We start from the raw sequence: 18,241 nt of genomic DNA on the forward strand, positions 1-18,241 counted from the left end.
TTGAAAATCAAAAAATCCCTGTGATAAGCGGGCTTTTTACTTTCAAGTACTTTTATTACAGAGATTCACCACAAAAACCGGAACTGAATTCCAGAGACATTTTTTATTACCATCCCTTTATGGTATTCAGTACTTCATCTGGTATATTTCCCTGCAGATAATCTTCAATGGAGGATTTTATAATTTCCAGGGCTTTAAACATTTCATCCTTCGTAATAATCAGAGGCGGTTGAATTCTAAGTACATTTCCATTTAGAGATATGAGGATAACTCCCTTTTCATAACACCTGTAACATATCTTCAAGGTGGCTTCCGTATTTTTCTCCTTGCTCATTTTATCCTTGACCAGTTCCACCCCTATGGATAATCCAATCCCTCTCACATCTCCTATAATAGGACATTCATCTTTCAAATTATTCAAATAATTTCTTGCAAAATTTCCTATTTCATTAACATGTTCTAAAAATCCATCTTGGGAAATTACATCTATAGCACTTACAGCAGAGGAACAGCATACAGGATTGGCAGCTGTTGTAAATGTATGGGCAGGAGGATCAAGGCTCTGCATTATCTCTTCCCTTCCTACAATCGCACTTAAGGGCAGTCCTCCGCCTATGGATTTTCCAAGAATAACTGCATCCGGGATTATGTCAAAATTTTCAATGCCAAACCACTTACCGGTACGGCCGAAACCCTGCTGGACCTCTTCACTTATAAACAAAATTCCATTTTGAGCGCACAGTTCATAGAGCTTTTTCATATATCTTCCGGGAGGAACTATAATTCCAGCATCTCCCTGAATGGGCTCAATTACCGCTGCCGCCACTTCATCAGAAGGCAAATAGCTGTCAAAGGCAATTTGAATCTGGTGGAGGCACTCCAAATTACAGCAGTTTTCTTTTTTGTCGTAATTACATCTATAACAGTTAGGATAGGGGAAGCTGTAAACCCCAGGTAAAAAAGGTCCGAGTTTTCTTCTCATCTTTGTGGTAATTGCAGACATGGACATGGATCCATAAGTAACACCGTGATAGGCTCCAATAAAAGTGATTATGGAGCTTCTTCCAGTATAAGCCCTGGCAAATTTAATAGCTCCGTCATTGGCATCTGAACCCGAAAGCCCAAAGGCAACCCTTTTGGGAAATTCCCCGGGCGTAATTTTTACAAGTTTTTCTGCCAAATCAATCATAGGTTTGTTGTAAAGATATGCAGGAGTATAGTGGACATATTTATTCACCTGTTCAATTATGGATTTTTTGACATTTTCATTGGCTCCCCCTACATTTATTGAACCGGCACTGCACAGCAGATCTATATATTCATTCCCATCTATGTCCTTTACAGTGGATCCTTCTATGCTTTCTACAACTAACGGAAAGTATGGAATTCTACAGGCCCTGGAAACAACTCTGCTGTCCCTTTCAACTTCCTTGATACACTTATCTATTTTCATAATCTATAACCCCCTTCTATTATATCTTAATCCTCTATCTCCACATATATTCTCTTATTTATTCTCCCCTTACTTTTAAACCTAACTACTTTTATACTGCCGACCTCTGCAGTATTTTTTACATGGGTGCCCCCATCCGCCTGAAGATCCAATCCTTCAATTTCAACAGTCCTTATTTTATCAATACCTCTCGGAAGAAGATCTTCTTTTGTTTTTATTAAATCTGGAATCTTGAGAGCTTCTTCTCTTTCAAGAAAATTAACCCTGATATCTCTCCTACATTTTATTTCTTCATTAGCTTTCTTTTCAATTTCATCCACTAATTCTCTGTTAAAATTTTCGAATTCAAAATCCATCCTCGCACTTAGGCAGTCCATATCTCCGCCGGTCACTTTAGCTTTATAATCCCTCCACGCAACAGCACATAAAATGTGCATGGCAGTATGTGTCCTCATAAGTTTATACCGGCGGTCCCAGTCTATCTTCCCCATACAAGTTTGACCGGGTTCTGGAAGTCTCCCATTTATATAGTGGTATACAGAATCCCCTATCTTTTTAGTTCTTTCAACAGTGTATACATTTGACCCTCCTTCTAAAATCCCCGTATCATAGGGCTGACCCCCGCCAGCAGGGTAAAATGCGGTTCTATCAAGTACAACTGCATTTTCGGTTTTATTTACTTCAGAAATGCTGCATTTAAATTCCTTCAAATAGCTGTCTTTTTGAAACAACAGTTCACTCATCCTTATCCCTCCCTATTTATATACCAAGTAATGGTATTATATCTATTGTATCAAAAGCAGCATTTATTTCAATACAGTACTCTGTCAAAATCCAGGGTAAAAAATAAAGGATTGTTTCAAAATTTTATTGAAACAACCCTCAGCTCTTCCACTTTATTTATCTTTATCACTGTACTGCAGAGCTACTCTTCCCTCGTCTCCCGTACTTATACGTATAACATTTTCCACATTGTAGACAAATATTTTTCCATCGCCCATTTCTCCTGTATGAAGCACTTTTTTAGCAGTTTCCACTACCAGATCCACAGGCACTTCACAGACCACTATCTCAATCTTTACTTTCGGTACTAAATTTATGTCCATGGTAAGGCCCCTATAATATTCCTTATGTCCCTTTTGCATTCCGCATCCTAACACGTTGGTAACTGTCATTCCCGAAATTCCAATGTCTCCCAGAGCTTTTTTCAGTTCTTCAAACTTGCCCTTAGATGTAATGATATCCACTTTAGTAAGTTTATCAGCCATTATTTTACCTCCTTATTAAACATAATTTACACCCATATATAAATTTTACATCATTCTGCCAAGGCCTATCAACTATATTCATAATATTTTCTACATCTGAATTCCGCCATAAGCCTCTTCACCATGTTCCGTGACATCCAAACCTACCTGTTCTTCTTTTTCACCTGCTCTTATGCTGCTCACGGCATTAATTACCTTTATTATAATAAACGTGACAACCGCAGAGTACACCACACTGGACAAAACAGCTATTATCTGAATTCCCAGCAATTTTGGATTACCATGAATCAATCCACTTGCACCAGCTGAATTGATTGCTTTCCAGGCAAATATTCCAGTGGCAATTCCTCCCCATATTCCACCTACACCGTGACAGCCAAAAGCATCAAGTGCATCATCATATCCCAATTTAGCTTTAACGAAAGTAATACATGAATAACATACAGCTCCTCCTACCAGCCCAATGATCAATGAAGCTAAAGGGCTGACAAAACCAGCACCTGGAGTTATAGCTACAAGACCTGCAACTATTCCACTGGCAACTCCGAGAGAAGTTATCTTCTTTCTATAGGCAAATTCACAAATACTCCAGCTTATGGCCGAAGCTGCTGCAGAAGTATTGGTAGTGATAAAAGCATTCACCGCCACATCATTTATAGCAAGTGCACTTCCTGCATTGAACCCATACCATCCAAACCAGAGAATGGCAGCTCCCAAACAGGTTATTGGAAGATTGCTAGGTTTTCCCACATTTCTCCTTTTTCCAAGCATCAATGCTGCAATAAGTCCGGACACACCTGAACTTATGTGAACTACATTACCACCTGCAAAATCCAGTGCTCCAAGATTTTTCAGCCATCCTCCTGCACCCCACACCCAGTGAGCAATTGGATCATAAACCAACGTTGTCCAACATATTAAAAATACTATCCAGTGTGTAAATTTCATTCTTTCTGCAATAGAACCGGATATAAGTGCAGGAGTTATTATGGCAAACATAAGCTGAAACAGCATAAAAACCTGTTGTGGGATCGTACCTGCATAATCTGCATTTGGTGCAAAACCGACTCCCTTCAATCCTGCAAAATTAAAGCCCCCTATCAATCCACCTATATCTGTCCCAAAGCACAGTGTATACCCTATGAGTATCCATTGAATAGATATTACCGCCAATGCCGAATAGCTATGGAGAGTACTATCTAGAGTATTTTTCCCTCTTACCATTCCTCCGTAAAATAGAGCTAATCCCGGAGTCATTATCATTACTAATGCTGCGCATATTATTACAAACACAGTATCTGCTCCGTTTATACTATTCATAAAAAAATACCTCCTCAATTTTAAGATCTAATGTTATAAATATAAAAAACCTTACTCCCCGGGGTTTTAAAAAAAACTTATTTATATAATACTAAGTTTTAATCAATTTATCAATAGCAATATTAAAATTTTATTAATTTATTATTTTTTTCAGCTATATATTATTATATATACTTTTAGGCACAAGCAGGGATACAATCGTTTCCAATTTGTCTTAAAAAAAATCGAAAAATAAGATGCGTTACATAGAGAGTCATAATATTCTCTTCAACGCATCAAATTCTTCATATTTTCAATTTTATGATATAAACTTATCAATCTACTATATCCTTAAGTAATTTTGAAAAATATGCCACATGTCCTTTTTCTTCCTCTAATATAACGGACAGTATATCTTTTGCATCTTTTTTAGAAATTCCCTCATACATATGGGAATATACCTGAACCGTAAGTTCCTCCGTTTTAACTGCATGCTGTATAGCAGTTTTCAAATCCTTAAATGCATCCTCAGGCTGCTCGCTTTTATCAAAAACCCTGTCTTCAATAAGTCCCTTAAGATATCCAGACACTTCACTGTCCAGAAGATATTCGGATTCAATTTCTTTATTCTGAGAAATTTTATCATAAAGTTTTTGAAATTTTTCCTTGTGAACAAACTCCTGGCCTGCAGCAACTTTCAAAAATTTTTGAGTTTTGCCAGTGGTGTGGTTAATACCGTTAGTATAAAATTTATAGCCTTCTTCTTCCATCAATACAGCTATTTTAAGCATTTCAAGTATACTAAAACTATTGTTTGCCATCTACGCCTTCCCCCTTCTGATAATCATTTACATCTGGTGCTAAATTACATTTACCTTCTCTGCTTATAATATCACGTGAAGCACATATTTTCAAGATGGGGACTGACCCCCTTACAAAAAATGTAAGGGGGTCAGTCCCCATTCTATATTTTACCGGTAATTTTTAAAACAAATTGTGCAATTAAGGTTGCAAATACAAAAGTTCCGGTGTAAACAGTAAGGGCTACAATTACTATTTTCCAGCTCAGTTCTTTGAAAAGTTTTAAATCTTTTCCAAGAGATAGACCTGCAAAAGCCAAAACCGGTGTTGTAAGGGCCAGCATATTTACTTTGTCAAGATATTGCTTATCCAGATAGGCACCATAGGGATTGAGGGGGCATGTCACCAAAACAGCTACTATAGATACCCAAAATACCATAGGCAGATTAATTGGAATAATTTTTTTTATGATAATTCCAGCCAGAGTAATGCAAATCAATATGAGCATTCCAATAAATCCAACTCCTAAAGGCACTTTATCATTTATACTATTTCCAATAAGCGCAATTATTCCAACTCCCAATAAAATAACGGCTTCCTGAATAAATTTTTTCATTTTAATCTTCCCCCACTCTTTTTTCTATTTCTTCCAATTCTAGGCTGCAGCCAATCATAGAACTTATTTGCAACCGGTAGAGAGATAAATAAGGTAAAATATATTCCTATTATAGTAGTAAGTAAATTGGAAGCTGCTGAAAAGCTGGCTATTTCCTTGGCTTCTGATGGAAACACAGCTGCAATAGCGCCCGAAGCTGCTGCCATCATACTTCCGGATCCCACGCCTGAACCCATGGCAAGAGCCAGGGGATTGAATATCTTAAGAGATCCCATATAACCTGCAAGAAGCCCTATATAAGCTGCACCAAACAATGTTCCACAGATATATATTCCCATAACTCCACGGCCTTCGGGAGAATCCATGCCATATCTTTCTGAAATTATAGCAATGTTGGGCTCACGATCAATCGAAAAAGTAGCTCCTACGGCTTCACGTCCAAGTCCCAGCAAAACAGCAATTGGAAGGCCCAAAACAACGGTACCAAAGAAATGACCGAGCTCCTGAAAACAAAGTGCCCAGCCTGATTCTACGAGTGCAACAATAGAAGGTCCCATTGTAGCACCTATTTTAGCTACGAACAGTATTACAGCAATTCCCATAATCTCATTTGACAAACTCATTTCTTTATCAGAAATAATCTTCAATTTGGGAAGACTTATAATAAGCCCCATGATCAGGGCAAAGAGCATGGGCAAAAATACCAGATATCCAGGTCCAAACTTAATTTTCTTCTCTCCTATGAGCTCGGCTATTACAACCAATATAAAAGCCAATACAAAAATTTTGACGTACTTTTTTAACATTTTTCCCCTCCTATTACTTTATTGAATCCATTTAAAATTTTTAAATATTCTTCCTTGGACAATTGAGGTTTAAAATTCTTGATTACGTCTTTACCTTTTTCTGCACTGCCGGCCAGCAGATCTACTATGAGCATTGCAAATAACTTTGCAGGAAGTACACAGGCCGCATAATAATCTTCCACATTAAAATCTTTTTCATGGAGGCTGCCGCTGACTCCACCTATATAAGGGTGTATACTTGGAATCAATTGAGATACGTCACCCATGTCTGTAGAAGCAAAAAAATGTCCTCCTTCCAGCACACCGCTTTCAGGTAAAAGTTCACTGCAATTTCGCCTGTACATATCATTTAATTCCTGTGAACATTCAAGAGGCAAATATCCCGGTATGGTCCTGATAACAGTTTTTGCACCCACTGCATCTCCCCCGGCTTTAAGTGCCCTGTCAACTTTTTCATTTGTCTTCACCATGGCATCTATAGTCCTTGCACGAACATAACTTTCAATTCTGACATCATCGGGAACACTGTTTACTACATCTCCACCTTTTGTAATAATAGGATGAAATCTTATATAATCTTCGTCTTTAAAAGTTTCTCTAAGGGCATTTACGCCCATAAGCCCAATCATTGCAGCATTTAATGCATTTATCCCCTGTTCTGGTGCCTCAGCTGCATGGGCTGCCTTTCCTATATACTGTATGGTTTTGGCTAAAAATCCATTACTAGATTTTCCCAAAAGTACAGTAGGATTTGGACAATTTTTCATGGAATGCATCATCATGGCTATATCTACATCGTCAAATTCACCTTGATATATGAGTTCCTGTTTTCCACCTAAAAAATGAATTTTTCCCTGCTGTATTAGCTTTTGTCTGTAGGCAAATTCAATACATTCTTCCGATGGCACTGCCATAAAAGTCACATTCCCATTTAATTTATCTGCAATTCCAGATAACTTCAAACCTATAGCCGAGCCAATCAAAGCTCCCAACTGCAGATGATGTCCGCAGGTATGAGCCGCCCCTGTTTCAGGATCTGTATTTTTATTTCCCCTGCATATGACTGCATCCAACTCTCCGAGAACAGCTACATTTATACCATCATGCCCATCCTTCAATTTTGCCTTTACTCCAGTAATAGCCAGTCCATCTCTATGCTTCAGGCCTATGCTGTCAAAAATATCCCTTACCTTTTTAGATGTCTTTTCTTCTTTAAATCCCAGCTCTGGTTCTTTCTCCACAGATTTTGAAAAGTCTATTATCTTTCCGGAATTGGCATCGATAGTTTTACATACCAGCTGCTTTAACTTTTCAATTTCTTCAGTGCTCATATAAAATAGCCTCCCAATCTTTTTTTATATATTTGCTGCCAAATTCATCATGAATATTAAAAATACATTTATTCATAATTGTTTGAGTATGGCGGATATGCAGTATTTGAAATATGTCCGTCATATATGAAAATTTACAAATATATATAGGCATATTTTATTACTAAGTAGTATTTTTGTCAAAATTTTTGTTAAAATAATTAAAATACTTTAGTATATAGATAAGTACACATTATACAGTAAATTCAAAAAACTGCATAAAGTTAAAATTAATAAGGCCAAGAAAGTCTACTGAAACTTTTCTCGACCTTATTAATTTACGCAGTTTCAAACTGACTGTTGTAGAGATCTGCATACACTCCGTTCTTTTTAAGAAGTTCAACATGCTTTCCCTGCTCAACAATATCACCGTGATCCATGACAAGTATCAGGTCGGCATCACGTATTGTAGAAAGGCGGTGGGCAATTATAAAACTTGTACGGCCTTTCATGAGATTATCCATGGCCTTTTGAATCTGCAATTCCGTACGGGTATCCACAGAGCTCGTAGCCTCATCCAAAATAAGTATCCTGGGATTTGCAAGTATTGCCCTTGCAATGGTGAGCAGCTGTTTCTGTCCCTGGGATACATTTGAAGTTTCTTCATTCAGTATCATATTGTATCCATCTGGCAGAGTGTGAACAAAGCTGTCCACATGGGCCGCCTTTGCTGCTGAAACAACTTCTTCATCAGTTGCACCAATACGTCCGTAACGAATGTTCTCCATTATACTGCCATTGTAAAGCCATGCATCCTGAAGCACCATGCCAAATATGGATCTGAGATCCTTTCTCGTAAAAGTCCTTATATCATGGCCGTCCACAAGAATCTGTCCGGCATTTATATCGTAGAAGCGCATGAGAAGTTTAATGATTGTAGTTTTACCAGCTCCCGTAGGGCCTACGACTGCAATTCTCTGACCGGGCTTAACAGAAGCTGAAAAATTATTTATAACAATTTTATCCGGATCATATCCAAAATGAACATTCTTAAATTCTACATGACCCCGTATATTTTCAGGTTTAACTGCATCAGAAGTTTCAGGAGTTTCCTCTTCCTCCTCCAGGAATTCAAAAATACGCTCCGCTGATGCTGCTGTCTGCTGAAGTATATTTGAAATATTGGCAATCTGTGAAATAGGCTGGGTAAAGGATCGAACATACTGGACAAATGCCTGAATATCACCTACTTCAATAGCCTTCTTTGCTGCCAGCCAACCTCCCAAAATACATATTGCAACATACCCCAGGTTGCCTACAAAGTTCATCATGGGCATCATTATACCAGATAAAAACTGAGATTTCCAGGCTGATCCGAAAAGCCTTTTATTCATCCTGTCAAATTTTTTAATACTGTCTTTTTCACCATTGAAGGCCTTCATCACAATATGACCGCCATACATCTCTTCCACATGTCCATTTAAATTTCCAAGGTAGTCCTGCTGCTGTTTGAAATACTTCTGTGAATATTTAACAATGAGCATTATGAGTCCCAGAGATACGGGAATTATACAGAGTGCCACAAGGGTCATCTGCCAGCTTATACTGAACATCATGACCAGCACTCCTAAAACCATGGTAACAGAAGTGATGATCTGTCCTAAACTCTGATTAAGAGTCTGACTTAAAGTATCCACATCATTGGTAACCCTGGACAGTACCTCACCATGATTCGTCCTGTCAAAATATTTTAAAGGCATACGATTGATTTTCTCCGAAATATCCTTTCTGAATTTATAGCTTATCTTCATGGACACTCCAGACATTATCCAACCCTGAACATAGGCGAACAATGAACCAATCGTATATAAGACTGCCAGCAGCACAATTATTCTCCCTATATAGGCAAAATCTATATTCCCGGTACCAGATATCTTTGCCATAACACCTTCAAATAATTTTGTGGTAGCTTTTCCCAGTATCTTAGGTCCCACTATGGAAAATACAGTACTTGCAACAGCAAAAATAACTACAACAGCAATTGATATCTTATATATACCCAGGTAACCCATGAGTTTTTTCATAGTACCTTTAAAGTTGTGGGCTTTTTCCCCGGCAATTATCATACCTCTCGGTCCCCTATTTTTCCTTAAAGAAGGTTTCCGTCTGTTATTGTGTTCACTCATGCCAATTCCTCCTTAGACAGCTGTGATAATGCGATTTCCCTATAGGTTTCACATTCCTCCATTAATTCACCATGGGTGCCAATTCCAACTATCTCTCCCTTTTCAAGCACTACTATCTGCTGCGCATTCTTGATTGTGGAAATACGCTGGGCAACTATAAGAATGGTGCTTGACTCTGTCTCGGTTTTAAGAGCCTTTCTAAGAGCAGAATCGGTCTTAAAATCAAGTGCGGAAAAACTATCATCGAATATATAGATCTTCGGCCTTTTCACGAGGGCACGGGCAATAGACAGCCTCTGCTTCTGTCCTCCCGATACATTTGAACCTCCCTGGGAAATTTCACTTTCAAATCTTTCCGGTTTTTCATCAATAAATTCTTTCGCCTGGGCAATTCTCGCCGCTTCTTCCATATCACTGTCCGACGCACTATCTCTGGCATATTTCAAATTGGATTCAATAGTACCTTTAAACAATGCACCTTTCTGGGGTACATAACCAATTAGATCTCTAAGCTCACGCTGTGCAACTTTTCTTATATCAATTCCATCGATAAAAATCTGTCCCCCGGTTACATCATAAAAACGCGGCACCAAATTGACAAGAGTGGATTTACCTGAACCGGTGGAACCAATAAAGGCTGTTGTCTGACCTGGAAGAGCCTTAAAGCTTATGTTCTTTAATACATCTTTTTCTGCACCTTCATATCTGAAAGAAACATTTTTAAATTCTATAACACCTTTAACTTCATCAGGAAAGTGCAGGGGCTTTTCTGGATCTACAATGGAGGGCTTTACTTCCAGAACTTCATTGACTCTCTGGGCAGATACCGAGGCCCTTGGTATAAGAATAAACATAAAGGACATCATGAGAAAGGCAAATATAATCTGCATGGCATACTGCATGAATGCCATCATATCTCCCACCTGCATACTTGAACTTGCAATCTGATGCGCACCAACCCAGACTATGAGTATTGTGACACCATTCATTATGAGCATCATGGCTGGAAACATGGCAGACATGACACGATTTATAAACAAGTTTGTATCTGTCAGTTCCTGATTTGCCCTATCAAATCTTTTCTCTTCAAACTTTTGAGTATTAAATGCCCTTACCACCATCATTCCAGACAGATTTTCACGGGTAATGAGATTCAATTTATCTACCAGTTTCTGCACAATTTTAAATTTTGGGAAGGCAACTGCAAATATGCTGCCGATTAAGCCCAATAGAATCACCACCGCCAGGGCAATGATCCAGGTCATGGAAGTACTCTTGCTTAAAACCTTCAAAACTCCCCCCACACCTAAAACAGGTGCATATATAAGCATTCTCACTGCAAGAAAAACAACCAGCTGTATCTGGGTGATGTCGTTGGTAGTTCTTGTTATAAGCGATGCTGTTGAAAATCTATTGAATTCCTCACTGGAAAAGCTCTCCACTTTGGTAAACAGATCTCTACGCAAATTTTTTGATAATCCCGCTGCAATTCTAGCCCCTATAAGCCCTACCGCAATGGTACAGACTGCACCAAGCAGAGAAATTAGAAGCATGATTACACCCATATGGACAATATATCTGCTCTGAATTTTATCAGTATTCATTCCTATTTTCTCATATTCATCCCTGATTGAGGCCGATGAGGCCTGTATTATCATGCTGTCACCCATTGAAGTAAATTTTTTATTCATACTTTCACTTATTTTCAGCCGCTGCGTTTCAGGGAGTTTTGAAAACAGTGCAAATAGATCCGTATTTGCAGGTATCTTCTGCCCGTTAAAATTTATAACTCCATTTCCTGCACTATCTTTAATTTTTTCCACACCGGAAACAGCCAGGAAGGCCTTTCCCATTACAGGATTCATCCTGTCAATCTGCGGCTCATCTATATTTTTTAAAACATACAGGGGTTCACTTTCAAGTCCTGGATAATCCTTGAGATATCCACTGTAATTGAGGCTGGATTTATTCACAAATGTATAATTTTTTAAGATCTGCTGTCTATCATTTTCATTCATAAATACTAAAAGTCTGTTCATTTCACTTTCTCTCACTGCTTTCGGCACTGCATTTTCGATACCGCTCTGCTGTATTCCTACATTTACAATATTAGACATGTAGTCCGGCAGGGCAAGATCACACATTGCCTGTATGAAAAGTAAAATTACTGCACTTATAACAAGCACAATAAACGGCTTCAGGTATTTCATCAATTTAAGCATTATGTCTTCACTCCCCATTCATTTTCTGTCTATTCATTACTTTTTCCAATGTATACAACCCCCTGCTTATTATATCCATTTCCTCCGGGGTAGCCACATCTATCATGGATTGAAATATCCTATCAACTTCCTCATGCTTTGCATCAGCGATCTTTTTAAATTCGGGAGTAACACTCACATAGACTATTCTTCTGTCCTCCCTGCTCCTGGTTCTTTTTACAACATTTTGTCTCTCCAGTCTATCGATAATTCCCGACACAGTGCTATTGGACAAACTCATCTTTTCACCCAGATCACTTATCTTCATTTTTCCATGACGCATAAGATTCATCACCACAAACAATTGTGGTCCAGTTAGATTAAGTTCCTTAAACCGCCTCCCCATAATCCTGTGTGCATTCTTCATCACCCTTTTTATTGTTCTAAGCAGCTTTATTCCATCTTCTACATCGCTCATGTCCTCTCTTCCTTTCAGAATATTCTTATGTTTCGCATAAAAATATTTCGTATGCAAAATATATTTTACTGCATTGTCCTGTTCTAGTCAAATATTTTTTTATAAGTTCAAAATTTGAAGCAAAAAATTAAGAGTGAAAAATCTTCATTAATTTTTCACTCTTCACTGAAAACTTTCAACTATCAATGTCAACCTTTAAGTTGTTTTATATATTCAGTTATGGCATTATCTTTTTCCAGGTATTTTAGGTAAAGTCCAGCTCCCTTTTTTAATGTTTTAAGATAAATCCTTTCAGGCATGTATCTGCAGATCATGACCTGTTTATAAAAATGTATTATATAAAAGATGGTGCTTCCCAATATCCCGGGAAACACCATCTTCCTGTCACTTAATTTCGCCTAGATGTTTTTTTCTGATCTTTTACTTCTCATCATCATCCAGATCCCTGCAAGAACTGCCATCATTCCAATTACCAGCAGTACTGCAGTATCTACCATACTCCCCGTTTTAGGAAGTCCCTTGGAAATATTTTCAGACGGAGTTCCGCCTGGATTGCTGGGATTAGGAGTTCCTCCCGGATTGTTCGGATTCGGGGTCCCTCCCGGATTGTTCGGGTTTGGAGTTCCACCTGGATTGTTCGGATTCGGGGTCCCTCCCGGATTATTCGGATTCGGGGTTCCCTTTTCATCCACTACGGTAAACTGATATGTCTTCGAAGAATCCACATTGACACTCAATGTCTTCCCGTTCAAATCATATCCGGCAGGTGCCGCTGTCTCTTTGATAGTGTAGCTTCCATAAACCACATTGTCAAATCTTGCAATTCCGTCCTGCCCGCTGACTGCCGAGGCCGTTTCCACACCGCTGTTGTACAGTGTGAATTTGGCTCCGCTGAGTGGATTTCCGCTGGCATCTGTCTTCTTCACTTCAATGGAGGCTGCATTTTTAGTATCTTTCACAGTTCCGATGTCATAGGTCTTGCTCATGTTTATTTCCACAGGAATTACCTGGGAAGAAAGCACATATCCTGCAGGAGCTGTGGTTTCCTTCACAGTGTATTTCCCCGGCTGTACTTTGGTAAACCGGGCAGTTCCGCCGGCATCTGTAGTTGCAGTCTGAACCGGATTGCCGCTGTCATTATAGAGTGTAAATACCGCACCGCTCAAAGCATTTCCGCCATCGTCGGTTTTCTTCACACTTATGGTTCCCTGAATACCTACACTGCCGCCGCCCGGAATCTTCGTATCTGAAAGGCTGTATACACCCGTTCCAGTATCTCCTTCAGGTCTTGCATATACAGTGCTTCCGTCAGCAGTTATACTTGCATCCAGCACTTTGGATGAAAGGTAATATCCTGGAGGTGCTTCAGTTTCCTTTATTACATAGCTGCCATACTCGATATTGCTAAATATCACATTGCCAGTTGTAACAGCTGCACCCTCTGCATCATCTGCACCGCTTGCTGCAGTCAAATCCTTGCCGTCAGCATCCTTCACCGCTGTAAGAGTTTTACCGTCATCACCAATTCTGTAAAGTGTGAATACCGCACCTTTAAGAGGATTTCCACTCTGATCTGTCTTTTTGAACTGTATGTTTCCCCTTATCTTGTTGTCGAAAAGTACACTTGAAGGATTTCCATCTGCATCATTATACACAGCATCTACAGTCTTTCCATTGTCATTATCTCCTATAGCCGCAGTCAGTACCTTATCAGAAGGATTGTAACCTGTTGGCGGAGCGATCTCTTTTATATAATAGGTACCATATGGAACATTAGAAAATGTAACACGTCCATTCTCTTCGCTAGCTGCAGTTACACTCTTGCCCTGGGAATCTTTAACAGCATCATTGCAACTTGAATCTTTATACAGCCCAAATACTGCTCCGTTTAATCCCGCCTCATCTGCATCTTCTCCAGTTTTGGTGAACTGTATATTGCCTCTGATAACGGTGTCCCTGTAATTGTAAGTTGCCTGACTACTGTCACTTCCATCAAATTTAAACACTCCATCTTGAGAGTCATAATTGTTTTGATCACTTTTATTAAGCTGGAATTTATATTCCGTGCTATTGAGGTTATACCCTGTAGGAGCCGTTATTTCTTTAATATAATAATCTGTGTCATACAAAAGTCCATCAAAAACAACAGAACCATCATTTACTGTAGCTGAAGAAGTTGCCTTGACGTTTCCGTACTGATCCAGAAGTTGGAATACTGCCCCGCTTAACGGCTGGGAATTATCACTATCGGACTTTACAATTTTGATGCTTACCGGTGTGCCAGTTACCCAGACACTTCCGCTGACATACTTTACATATCCAGAATCATTTGTGGAATTATAAGTCTTTCCCTTAAATGTAACAGAATTCGCATAGGTACCATTTTCAGTAACATTGGTTACAAATTTAAGTACAAAAGGCTTATTATCCGAATCATCCGGAAAAGTAAATTCAAATAACCTGGTATCAGGATCATACTTCACGTTATCCTTGGTAAGCTTTATCTTATCTCCAATTGGACTGAGAGTTCCATCAGAAGAATTTACCGTAGCATTATATAATTCTACGGAATCCGTATTTAATGACAGTCCTTCCTGTAAAGTATCACTTATAATTGCATTGGACAAATCTACAACATTATTGGGAGCTATGTCCAATGTCCAGTTAATATAGGACTTACCATCAGGATGATCGGCAGTTTTAGTGACTATCGGATTGCTAATGGTTTGACTGCCTGAATCCGTTACTGTGCCATATATTCCCTCTCCAGTTATATAAGCACTATTTGTTACCTCAGGATTTCCCGGAGTAGTAAAAATACTTAAATCTACAAGCTCCGTCTGAAACATTATAGTATAGGTATTACTATTGGAAGAATCGGGAAATTTATAAGTGAGAGTTCCATTATTTCCGGAATCCCCAATTTTTCCTGCTGAACTATCATCAATTGGCTGCGGTTCATTAAAACTTCCCCCCGCAGAAGTGCTGGGAGTTGCACTGTCTAGATCTCCTGAATAATTTCCGTCTATTATTTTTGCAGAACCAGAAACATACTTCAAACCCTTTGGAATATTATCAGTTACAACAGCACCGGTTACAGACATCTTATTATCATTTATCAGTATTTTCCAGGTTATCAGTTTAGAGTTATAATCATATCCTGCACCTGATTTGTCAATTACATTACTTTTTACATCTACAGATCCATTGGCATTTTCGTCTATTACACCGGGCACTTTAATGTTGGCAGCATTAGTATATTTTTTACTGGAATTTGCCTGATAATCACCCTTTTCAACTACCTGCGTCTTAAAGGTTATATTATAAGTTTTATTAAAATCGCTAGTAAAGGTATAAATAATCTGATTATCCGATAATGTAGTAAACGCTCCATTTGAACTATCATCTATACTTGCAGAACCAGATACATAAGTCTGATCTACAGGAATAGTGTCCGTAACAACTGCACCGGCAGGAACAGTCGTCTTATCACCATTTATAGTAATTGTCCAGGTAATAATACCGCTGATGCATCATATGACCCGCTTTTGCTGATGATACTGGTGGGTACAGGAACAGTACCAGTACCAGGAGTTCCTTTTCCAGTACCACTCTCATCCAATATACCGCTTCCGTTTATATAGGCAGTGTTAATATATTGATTGTCCTTTTCGTTATTGTGATTGTAGACTTCCGGATTTACAGCAGTCGAAAATTTAATAACCCTGGGGCCCGTTATTTTCCCCAGGCTATGACTAAATGTACTTTCAGTTGCATAATCCGTAAAAGTATAAGAAACTGTTGTAGGTGCAGCAGCATCAGCACTCTCAGAGGTATCTCCTACTTTTATAGTTTCGGGATCCAGTTTCAGCCCGGCGGGAATAGTATCAGTGACCACTGCATTGTCAATTGTCCTTCCACTTTCATTTACAGTGATTGTCCAGTTAATTTTCTTATTAGCTTCGTCGTAAGTTCCAGTTTTACTTATCAGTTTTACAGGTACAGACACTGTAGCAGGTAAAGAAGGCAAAATAATAGGATTATTAATATCTTCTCCATATTTTAAAGTAGCTTCATTACTATAAGTATCGTACCCTGACCTTTGGCAGCCAGATCATCATGTATACTGGTCTTGAAAGTTATAATCTGCTGCTTTGTTATATTGACCAAGTTAAAAGTCAACTTTTCAACTCCGTCTGTATCAGTATATGCATTTACGTCAGGTACACTTTGGGATGGATTATTACCATCTTGAATAGTAATAGAGCCGCTGACAAATTTTTGTCCTTCATTTTTATTAATGGTATCTTCCACTACAGCATTGGCCACATTGACATTTTCCTTGTTTACTGTTATTGTCCATGTGATTTCATCAGTTGCTGGATCATAATGCCCACTTTTTACAATTGTTGGTGATGGCTGGTCAAAGTCTATATTTACAGTAGTACTTCCCACACCAGGAACGGTAAATTCAATTGGAACCGGGTTATTTGTCCCTATTTCATCCTTGTTAAAATAGCAGGCTGCAGAAAGTCCTCCAGTAACACCTTTATAGCTATTTACAGCATCTGTAAATGTAAATCTGACTACATTTCCAGTTTCTATAGAGATATCAGCCAGTGTATTTCCACCATAATCAATTTGACTAGGCAAAGATGCACTTGTAATCTCAATTTGTTTTGGTATTGAAATATCATAATAATCACCAGCAGTAACAGTTACATCATCAGGAATTCCCCATGTATAATTAACATGGACTTCTGAATCTTTAGGGACATCAACATCATCATCCAATTTATTGCCATCCTTGTCAGTCAAGCCGCTGAATCCCGTAATAAAATGAAATGAATCTGTGATATCACTGCCAGTAGTTGTATCGGCAGATGCTGAAACATCACCTGGAGAAACTGTCTGCCCAATTGTGCTGGAAGAGCTAGTATCCTCTGATGACGTATCCTGCTTGAAATTCACCGTCACAGGACTTTGTCCATCAATTTTAAAATCAATGGATGCAGGATTTTCTGTTCCCACTTTATCTTCATCGAATCCGGCGGATATGGCAAAACTGCCAATTACATCAGAATCAGAAGCTGCTGTGCCATTGAAAGTAATCAATGCCTTATCTGATGTATCCACATCCAGACTTGCTATTGTATTGCCGTTAGAATCTTTAATGCCCTCTGTCTGTTCACTTGAGATCTTAATCTGCTCAGGAAGCTGCAGTTTGTAGGTATCCCCCTTATTTACAATTGTACCTCCCGGGATTAAGAATTTATAGTTTACATTAACTGCCGAACTTTTGTCCACATTTTCTGCTTTACTGATATCATTTCCCTTTTCGTCTGTAAGGGTGACTCCGGTTATAAATTTAAATGTACCTGTAAGATCTACAGGAGCTGCCGGATTTGAGCTTTCATCTGCCTTTACACTTCCTATGGGGCCAAATGATGAAAATATCTGCAGCACAAACAATATTGCCACTGCAATTGATGAAAATTTTTTCTTTTTCATTTTCTCCCTCCTTTCTGAAATAAAAATATAGACCCTTACAATAATAAAAATAAAGTTTTTTGGATTATGATTTTATAACTTTACTGCTTTATTGTTCAAAGAGCCCTATAAAGTAAGAACAGATACTAATTAGTATTCATTTTTACTTTATCTTTTTAATAATACTCTATTCTTGTCACATAAACTTCACAAATCACTCACAAATTACTCACAAAAAAGATGGGAGCTCCCGGTTTAAAAGATCTGCCATCTTTTTTAATAAATTACTTGCAGTGTAAAATTATAGTTAAAAGTGCTTTGACCTTTAACTTC

The 18,241-nt window shown here is 38.5% G+C and carries 14 protein-coding genes; all 14 read right to left on the minus strand.

Going from position 1 to position 18,241, the window contains the following annotated elements; genetic code table 11:
* Positions 1–106: 106 nt before the first annotated feature.
* Entirely contained in the window at positions 107–1,453 is a 1,347-nt protein-coding gene (locus LN736_RS05475; RefSeq protein ID WP_150355574.1) for an aspartate aminotransferase family protein, read from the minus strand.
* A gap of 26 nt (positions 1,454–1,479) precedes the next feature.
* Positions 1,480–2,196 (minus strand): alanyl-tRNA editing protein, encoded by a 717-nt coding sequence (locus LN736_RS05480; protein WP_229981157.1) that lies wholly within the window; start codon positions 2,194–2,196, stop codon positions 1,480–1,482.
* A 153-nt stretch (positions 2,197–2,349) separates the two neighbouring features.
* Positions 2,350–2,721: a P-II family nitrogen regulator gene (locus LN736_RS05485; RefSeq protein WP_150355576.1), complete on the minus strand. Its 372-nt coding sequence runs from the start codon at positions 2,719–2,721 to the stop codon at positions 2,350–2,352.
* A 90-nt stretch (positions 2,722–2,811) separates the two neighbouring features.
* The gene (locus tag LN736_RS05490) at positions 2,812–4,041 is read right to left on the minus strand and encodes an ammonium transporter (RefSeq protein ID WP_150355577.1); all 1,230 of its coding nucleotides are present in this window, start codon (positions 4,039–4,041) and stop codon (positions 2,812–2,814) included.
* 314 nt (positions 4,042–4,355) lie between these two features.
* Positions 4,356–4,841, minus strand: coding sequence for a ferritin family protein (locus tag LN736_RS05495; RefSeq protein WP_150355578.1), 486 nt, complete (start codon positions 4,839–4,841; stop codon positions 4,356–4,358).
* Positions 4,842–4,984: 143 nt separating this feature from the next.
* Complete coding sequence (locus LN736_RS05500; protein ID WP_150355579.1) at positions 4,985–5,437, minus strand: hypothetical protein; 453 nt, start codon at positions 5,435–5,437, stop codon at positions 4,985–4,987.
* Positions 5,434–6,243, minus strand: a complete 810-nt coding sequence (locus tag LN736_RS05505; RefSeq protein ID WP_150355580.1) for a DUF3100 domain-containing protein — start codon at positions 6,241–6,243, stop codon at positions 5,434–5,436. Before LN736_RS05505 ends, LN736_RS05500 begins: the two co-directional genes overlap by 4 nt.
* A complete protein-coding gene (locus tag LN736_RS05510) occupies positions 6,237–7,574 on the minus strand; it encodes an amidohydrolase (protein WP_150355581.1) in 1,338 nt (445 codons plus the stop codon). The genes LN736_RS05505 and LN736_RS05510 overlap by 7 nt, the downstream gene beginning before the upstream one ends.
* A 317-nt stretch (positions 7,575–7,891) precedes the next feature.
* On the minus strand, positions 7,892–9,739 hold the full coding sequence (locus LN736_RS05515; protein ID WP_150355582.1) for an ABC transporter ATP-binding protein: 1,848 nt from the start codon (positions 9,737–9,739) through the stop codon (positions 7,892–7,894).
* Positions 9,736–11,961: an ABC transporter ATP-binding protein gene (locus LN736_RS05520; RefSeq protein WP_229981158.1), complete on the minus strand. Its 2,226-nt coding sequence runs from the start codon at positions 11,959–11,961 to the stop codon at positions 9,736–9,738. The genes LN736_RS05515 and LN736_RS05520 overlap by 4 nt, the downstream gene beginning before the upstream one ends.
* Positions 11,962–11,968: 7 nt before the next feature.
* Positions 11,969–12,418, minus strand: coding sequence for a MarR family winged helix-turn-helix transcriptional regulator (locus LN736_RS05525; RefSeq protein ID WP_150355584.1), 450 nt, complete (start codon positions 12,416–12,418; stop codon positions 11,969–11,971).
* Between the two features lie 398 nt (positions 12,419–12,816).
* A complete protein-coding gene (locus LN736_RS05530; protein ID WP_229981159.1) occupies positions 12,817–15,654 on the minus strand; it encodes a SpaA isopeptide-forming pilin-related protein in 2,838 nt (945 codons plus the stop codon).
* 260 nt (positions 15,655–15,914) lie between these two features.
* Positions 15,915–16,448: a collagen binding domain-containing protein gene (locus tag LN736_RS05535; RefSeq protein WP_190972144.1), complete on the minus strand. Its 534-nt coding sequence runs from the start codon at positions 16,446–16,448 to the stop codon at positions 15,915–15,917.
* A gap of 32 nt (positions 16,449–16,480) precedes the next feature.
* Positions 16,481–17,929: an Ig-like domain-containing protein gene (locus LN736_RS05540; protein ID WP_150355587.1), complete on the minus strand. Its 1,449-nt coding sequence runs from the start codon at positions 17,927–17,929 to the stop codon at positions 16,481–16,483.
* Positions 17,930–18,241: the final 312 nt, after the last annotated feature.

Source organism: Clostridium aromativorans, from assembly GCF_020908015.1.
GTDB classification, from domain to species: domain Bacteria; phylum Bacillota; class Clostridia; order Clostridiales; family Clostridiaceae; genus Clostridium_B; species Clostridium_B aromativorans.